The organism is Kitasatospora sp. NPDC004799, from assembly GCF_040609095.1.
GTDB lineage: Bacteria > Actinomycetota > Actinomycetes > Streptomycetales > Streptomycetaceae > Kitasatospora.
In genome coordinates this window covers 1-6851 of record NZ_JBEXJK010000422.1, presented here as the reverse complement: position 1 = coordinate 6851, position 6851 = coordinate 1, and the positions used below count along the sequence as shown (strand labels likewise).

The 6851-nt window shown below is 72.4% G+C and carries 5 protein-coding genes; 2 read left to right on the top strand and 3 right to left on the bottom strand.

What is annotated here, in order from left to right:
- Window positions 1–215: 215 nt before the first annotated feature.
- The 3 genes from ABZW03_RS34320 to ABZW03_RS34310 all read right to left on the bottom strand — a co-directional run bounded on the left by ABZW03_RS34320 (window position 216) and on the right by ABZW03_RS34310 (window position 2484).
- The gene (locus ABZW03_RS34320; RefSeq protein WP_355267315.1) at window positions 216–1313 is read right to left on the bottom strand and encodes a M14 family metallopeptidase; all 1098 of its coding nucleotides are present in this window, start codon (window positions 1311–1313) and stop codon (window positions 216–218) included.
- Window positions 1314–1328: 15 nt separating this feature from the next.
- Window positions 1329–1655: a hypothetical protein gene (locus ABZW03_RS34315; RefSeq protein ID WP_355267312.1), complete on the bottom strand. Its 327-nt coding sequence runs from the start codon at window positions 1653–1655 to the stop codon at window positions 1329–1331.
- A 106-nt stretch (window positions 1656–1761) separates the two neighbouring features.
- Window positions 1762–2484 carry a TetR/AcrR family transcriptional regulator C-terminal domain-containing protein gene (locus ABZW03_RS34310; RefSeq protein ID WP_355267309.1) on the bottom strand — a complete coding sequence of 241 codons (723 nt, stop codon included), beginning with the start codon at window positions 2482–2484 and terminating at the stop codon, window positions 1762–1764.
- Between the two features lie 513 nt (window positions 2485–2997).
- Here ABZW03_RS34310 and ABZW03_RS34305 point away from each other — a divergent pair.
- Window positions 2998–4824, top strand: coding sequence for a M1 family aminopeptidase (locus tag ABZW03_RS34305; protein WP_355267306.1), 1827 nt, complete (start codon window positions 2998–3000; stop codon window positions 4822–4824).
- A gap of 205 nt (window positions 4825–5029) precedes the next feature.
- Window positions 5030–6721, top strand: a complete 1692-nt coding sequence (locus tag ABZW03_RS34300) for a S53 family peptidase (protein WP_355267303.1) — start codon at window positions 5030–5032, stop codon at window positions 6719–6721.
- Window positions 6722–6851 lie beyond the last annotated feature (130 nt).

Here is a 6851-nt window from a genome sequence, read left to right as displayed (position 1 = left end):
TGACACTGTTGGCCGCGCCGACCCAGACGTAGCCGCCGGGGGAGGACTCCAAGCCCGCGAAGATCACCGCCAACGCATCACAGCGTGCAGTTGATCAATTACCCAACACTTTCTGAGCCGGGCCGCCCGGGCACAGCCCGGGCACAGCCCAAGGCGCCCGCCACGACCGTTCGTGGCGGGCGCCCTGCTGTCGGGCACTGTGGCTCGGTGGGTCATCAGGCGGTGGCCAGGCAGAACTGCAGCAGCCCGGCGTCCACGTCGAGGACGATCTTCTTCATCTCCTTCCACGGCGGGTGGAAGGGGTTGGGCGAGGCGACCGCGTCGTTGCCCCACTCGACCGTGAAGCCGAGCACCTTGCCCAGGTGTTCGGGGTCGACGAAGTGCCGGGCGAAGACGTAGTCGTCGCTGGTCCCGCTGGTCGGGTAGAGGTGGAAGCCGGTCATCGGCTTGTACGGCACGCCGCGCACGCCGTAGACGCCCTGGCAGAACGCCTCGGCGAGCAGGCGGGCGCCGTCCTCGTCGCCCTTGGGGATGTACTCGGCGTACGCGAGGTCGTTGGGCAGGCCGCGCTTGCCGTCGTACTGGGGGTTGCGGAAGTTCATGTCGGGGTCGACCGACTGGTTGTCGTCGTCGCCCCAGTTGTAGAGCATGTCCTGGGCGTAGCTGTGGACGTCGACGAACCACCTGGTCCGCGGGTGCTGGTCCAGCAGCCAGCGGACGTTGCGGGTCTCCGGCTCGGAGAACGCGTACGGGCCCTCGTAGAGCATCGGGTGGCACGGGTCCGCCGACACCTGTGGGTCGGCGTTCGGGTCGAAGGCGGTGGCGAAGTCGAAGAGGAAGTCGTAGTTGCGGTTGAGGTCGATGCCGACGCAGCCCGGGTCCGGACTGCCGCCGGAGTTGGCCGGGTTGCGGTTCTTGCGCCACATCGGGTCGACGGTCTGGCTGTACTGCCGGCCGTCGGGGTTGACCAGCGGGTAGATGACCAGGTCCAGCCGGTGGAGCAGGGCCTCGACCTGGTCGGCGGTGAAGGTGGTGCCGCCGTAGCCGAGGCCGGTGCCGTCGCGGTGGGCCTCCAGCAGGTCGGCGGCGAAGTGGACGAGGACCTCGCAGCTGCCCCACTCACGGGCGTGCACGCCGCCGATCATCATCACGCAGTCCTTGGGGGCCAGCGCGGGTGTGCTGATCCTCAGGGCGTGGGCGACGTGGCCCTCGTAGGTGGGCTCGGGCAGGGTGATGAGCTGGGAGAAGCCGGGGTAGGCGGTGGCCAGGCTGGTCACGGCGGACTCGACCTCGGTGATGTTCAGGTACGGCATGACGGGCCTCCCGGGTCAGCCGGCGAGCTTGGCGGCCAGGCCGTGCGGGACGGCGTCGGCGGGGGCGAACCGGTCGTCGCTGCCGACCTCGGCCTGGGCGGCGCGCCCGGCCTCACTGGCGTTGCCGAGCCGGGTGACGGTGACGCCCTCGCGTTCGAGGGCAGGCACCTGGGCGGCCGTGGCGTAGACGTCGATGCCGATGCGGCCGTCCGCCTCGACGTGCGGACGTCCGCCGGTGTCGGAGCGGGTCTCGCGCAGCAGGGCGCGCAGGGCCTCCGGGTCCGCGGCGGTCACGCGGAGGCGCAGGATGTCGTCGTGCGGTTCGTTCGGAACGGCGGACATGGGGAACTTCTTCCGGGTGCCGTCGGCGGGCGGCCGGAGCGGTGTCCGGCGGCTCGACCGGCGGCGCCGATCCGTAGGTATATGTCCGACGTGTACCTCGTACACCTCAGGATGCGTCGCCGCCGTAGAAGTCGTCAAGGGGCGGCTCGGGCATCCCGTCGAGCAGGCTGTCCAGGCCGCTCAGCATCTCGGCCTCGTCGTCGAAGTCGGCGAACCGGGGCACCAGGGCGCGCAGCCGCGGGTAGTCGGCGGCGGGCAGCCGGTGCAGGCCGAGGCGCAGCGCCGGGTCCGGCTCGTTCGGGTTGTCGACCACCTGGCGCTTGTCCACCAGCAGGCAGCCCAGGTTCCAGGCGACGAAGGTGCGGTAGACGGTGAGCGCGCCGGCGTCGTCGAAGCCGGCCCGGCCGAGCACGGCCAGGATGTGCTCGGTGAGCTCCAGCACCGAGACCGGGCGGCGGGCCACCGGGACGGACAGCGGGCGGGTCGCGACCAGCGGCAGGATCTCGGGGTGGGCGTGCGCGGTGGCGGCGAACGCCTGGGCGATCCGGCGCAGTTCGGCGCGCCAGCCGTCCTCGTGCGGGCCGCGGCCGGCGCCGGCCCGCAGCCGGGCGTTGATCTCGTCGAAGTAGGCCTCGACCAGGCCGTCGATCAGCGCCTCCTTGCCCGGGGTGTAGCGGTACAGGGCCATCGACTCCACGCCGAGGTCGGCCGCCAGCCTGCGCATGGTCAGCGCGGCCAGGCCCTCGCGGTCGACCAGGGCCACGGCGGCGCCCAGCACCAGGGGGCGGCTCAGCCGGCCCCGCTTCTCGGGGGCGTCCTGCTCGGCCATCTCCGCACTCCTCCGGGTCGGTGGCAGCGTCGTCGGTCGGGCCCGGGCCGGACGGGCGGCTCGGCGGACCGGCGGTGGCGCGGGGCCCGCTGCCGGGGCGGGTCTTCGGCGGACGTCACTCAGCGGATACAGCACCAGGATACAAGGTAGGAATCGGGCGTAAACGGGTGAGCGGCTCTTGCTGCCCGGTTTCGCCGATCCCGCTGGTCAGCCGACCGCCGCCGGGGCGGTACGGGCGGTGGGCCGCGGAGCGGCGGGCGGCCGGGACGGTCGCGGTGCGTAGCCGGCCGGGCGGCCACGGTCGGTGCGGGCGGCGCCGTGGGGCGGGATCCGACGGGGTCGGCGCGGCGGCGCGGTGACCAGGACGGCCCGATCGGTCGCGGAACGTAGTTGTGCGGCGGAAGCCCTTCCCGTCGCCGGGTGGGGCGTGTGCGTCCCATGTCATGAGCCTTTCAAAGGTGCGGCTTTGCTGTCACGCTGCTGCTCCCGGCCCGCTCCCCACGAGAGGCTCCGATGAGAAGACTTCTGCCTGCCCTGACCGGCGCCGCCCTGTTCGCGGCGACCGGCCTCGCGGCGCTCGCCACCCCCAATGTGGCGAGCGCCGCGGACTGCACGCCCGCCCAGGTGGTGGCCAACGGCGGTTTCGAGTCCGGCGGTTCGCCCTGGACGGCGCCGAGCGGCGCGATCACCGCGGACAGCGGCCAGAGCGCGCACTCCGGCAGCTCCTACGCCTGGCTCGACGGCTACGGCTCCAGCCGCACCGACACGCTCGCGCAGTCCGTCACCCTCCCCGCCGGGTGCGGCACCGCGACGCTCGGGTTCTGGCTGCACGTCGACACCGCCGAGACGACCGGCGGCACCGCGTACGACAAGCTGAGCGTCAAGCTCGGCTCCACCACCCTGGCCACCTACTCCAACCTGGACGCCCGGGCGGGGTACGTGCACAAGAGCGTCGACGTCTCCGCCTTCGCCGGCCAGACCGTGACGCTCGCCTTCACCGGCGTCGAGGACGCCAGCCTGCAGACCAGCTTCGTGCTGGACGACGTCACCCTGGACGTCTCCGGCGGCACCACGACCCCGCCCGCCGACCCGACCCGCACCCCGGTCGCTCCGGCCTACACCGTCGACCTCACCAGCGACGCCTCCGGCGGCAGTTGGACCGGGCACGAGAGCGTGACCTTCAGCAACGCCTCGCCCACCGCGCTGAACGAGGTGTACCTGCGGCTCTGGGACAACGCCCACGGCAGCTGCCCCAGCACCCCGATCACGGTGACCAACGTGACCGGCGGCACGCCCTCGCCGCTCACCGTCGACTGCACCGCGCTCAGGATCACCCTGCCGGCCCCGCTCGCCCAGGGCCAGAGCGGCACGGTCGGCTTCGACCTCGCCATCACCGTGCCGAGCGGCGCGGACCGCTTCGGCCACGACGGCGCGTACAACTTCCTCGGCAACGCCCTGCCCGTCCTGGCGGTGCGGGACGCGGCCGGCTGGCACCTCGACCCGTACACCAACAACGGCGAGTCCTTCTACTCGGTGATCTCGGACTTCACCGTCACCCTGGACCACCCGACCGGCCTGCTGGTGCCCGCGACCGGCACCTCGGTGGACACCCCCGGCACGGCCGGACGGACCGTCACCAAGGCGACCGCGAGCAAGGTGCGCGACTTCGCGTGGGGCGCCGGGCCGTTCACGAAGATCTCCGGCACCTCCGCGGCTGGGGTGAAGGTCAACGTCTACTCGGTGGCGGGGATCAGCGCCGCCGACGCCAAGTCGATGCTCACCACCGCGACCACGGCCGTCGACTCCCACGCCCAGCGCTTCGGGGCCTACCCGTACGGCGAGTTGGACGCGGTGATCGACAACAACTTCTGGTTCGGCGGCATGGAGTACCCGGGCTTCGTCCTCGACCTGGTCAGCACCACGGCGCTGACCCACGAGATCGGCCACCAGTGGTGGTACGGCATCGTGGGCGACGACGAGTACACCGACCCCTGGCTGGACGAGTCCTTCACCGACTACGCCACCGACCTCGCCCTCGGCAAGACCGGCAACGGCTGCTGGAGCAGCGTCTCCTGGGCCTCCTCGGCGGAGCGGATCAGCAACTCGATGGCCTACTGGGACGCCAACTCCTCCCGGTACTCCACGGTCGTCTACGGCTACGGCAAGTGCGCCCTGCACGAGCTGCGCCGGACGATCGGCGACACCGCGATGACGACGCTGCTGCGGAACTACGCGCAGGCGCACTGGTACGGCGTCTCCACCACCGCGGAGTTCAAGGCCGCGGCCCAGGCCGCCACCACGGTGGACCTGACGTCCTTCTGGAGCCAGCACCGGCTGTGATTCGCCCGCTCGCCTCGGGGCGGGAGTCGCCTGTGCACCCAGGGCGCCGCCCCCGGTTCCGGCCGGGGGCGGCGCCCCTTGACGTCCAGGGGGGTCGGGAGGACGCTGTACGTGTACGACATAAACGTGTGCCGTATACGGACAGTCGAAAGCACACGACGAAGAGTCGCGAGCTCCCGGCGCTGACCCGACCGCTGGAGCGATCATGTCGAGCACCCACTACGTGGCGCTGCCGGACAGCTCCCGCGTTCCGCTCAGCGGAGCGCGGGTCATCGGACCGGCCGACCCACGGGCACCCCTGACCGTCACGGTCTACCTGCGGCGCGATCCCGACGCGCCCCCGCGGCCCGACGTCTACGAGCTGGCGATGCGGCCGCCGACCGACCGCGTCGCCCCCGACGACGACGCGTACGCCGCCGTCCACCGGTGGCGGGACACCGACCTCAAGGCGGTCGAGGCCTTCGCCGGGGAGCACCACCTCGCCGTCTCCAACGAGAACCCGGTGGCCCGCAGCGTCCAGCTGACCGGAACCACCGAGGACGTCGCGGACGCGTTCCGGGTCACCCTGGCCCGCTACCGCTACCAGGACGCCCACGACAACCCCCGGATCTACCGGGGCCGCGAGGGCGCGGTCAACGTCCCCACGGCGCTGAGCGGCATCGTCACCGGCGTCTTCGGCCTGGACGACCGGCCGATCGGCGCCAACCTGCTGATCCGCCGGGCCCTCACGGACCACGTGCTGCCGATCGCCGAGAAGGTGACGGGGCTGCCGGAGGGCGTCTTCCTCCCGACCGACCTGGAGGGCCCGTACGCCTACCCCGCGGGCACCGACGGCACCGGCCAGTGCGTCGCCGTGCTCGCCTTCAACGGCGAGACGCCGCCCGGCATCCCGTCCGGCGGCTACTCGCCCGACGCGCTGCGCAGGTTCTTCGCCGCCCTGGGCCGGCCGATGCCGGACATCAGCAACGTGGTGATCCCGAACGTCGGATCCACCGGCAACGACCCGGGCCGGGACGACGGCGGCCCGCTGCGGCAGGACACCACCGGCGAGATCATGCTCGACCTCGCGGTGGTCGGCTCGCTCGCCCCCAAGGCGAAGATCGTCGTCTACTTCAGCAAGTTCACCGAACAGGGGTGGGTCGACGTGATCCACCGGATCGTGACCGACACGGTCCACCGCCCCTCGGTGATCTCCGTCAGCTACGGCAACGCCGAGGAAGGCCGCACGGTGTGGACCCCCGAGGCGATCGACAGCGCCAACCGGGCCTTCCGCAACGCGGCCGAGAAGTTCATCAGCATCTGCTGCGCCTCGGGCGACGACGGCTCCAAGGACCAGGCGTTCGACGAGCGCGCCCACGCCGACTTCCCCGCCTCCAGCCCGCACGTGCTCGGCGTCGGCGGGACCCGGCTGGTGGTGGACCAGGGACAGGTGGTCAGCGAGACCGTGTGGGACGACGGCGTGGGCCACCGGACCGGGGGCGGGATCAGCAAGCTGTTCCCGGTGCCGCAGTTCCAGGAGGGCGCCGGCGTGCCCCCGTCGGCCAACCCTCCGCACGGGCGCGGCCGGGGCGTGCCCGACGTGGCCGCGCTCGCGGCCGGCAGTACCGGCGTGGTCGTGCCGAGCATCGACGGCGTGCACGCCCTGGTGGTCGGCGGCACCAGCGCCGCCGCCCCGATGTGGTCCGCCCTGCTGGCCCGGATCAACCAGGCCCTGCCGGGAGCGGCCCAGGTCGGCTTCCTCAACCCGCTGCTGTACGCGAAGTTCGCGACGGGCGTGCTGCGGGACATCACCAAGGGCAGCAACGGCGCCTACTTCGCCGCGAAGGGCTGGGACCCGTGCACCGGGCTCGGCAGCCCCGGCGGCCAGCGGCTGCTGGACGGCCTCAAGGCCCTGTGACCCGGACGTCGGACGTCCGCACGGGTCGGGCCCCCCCCCCGGCGGGGGGGGGTGTTAAGGGGAAAAAACCCCCCACCCCCACCACCACCCCCCCCACCCCCCCCACCAGAGACGGGAGGCCGCCCCCCCC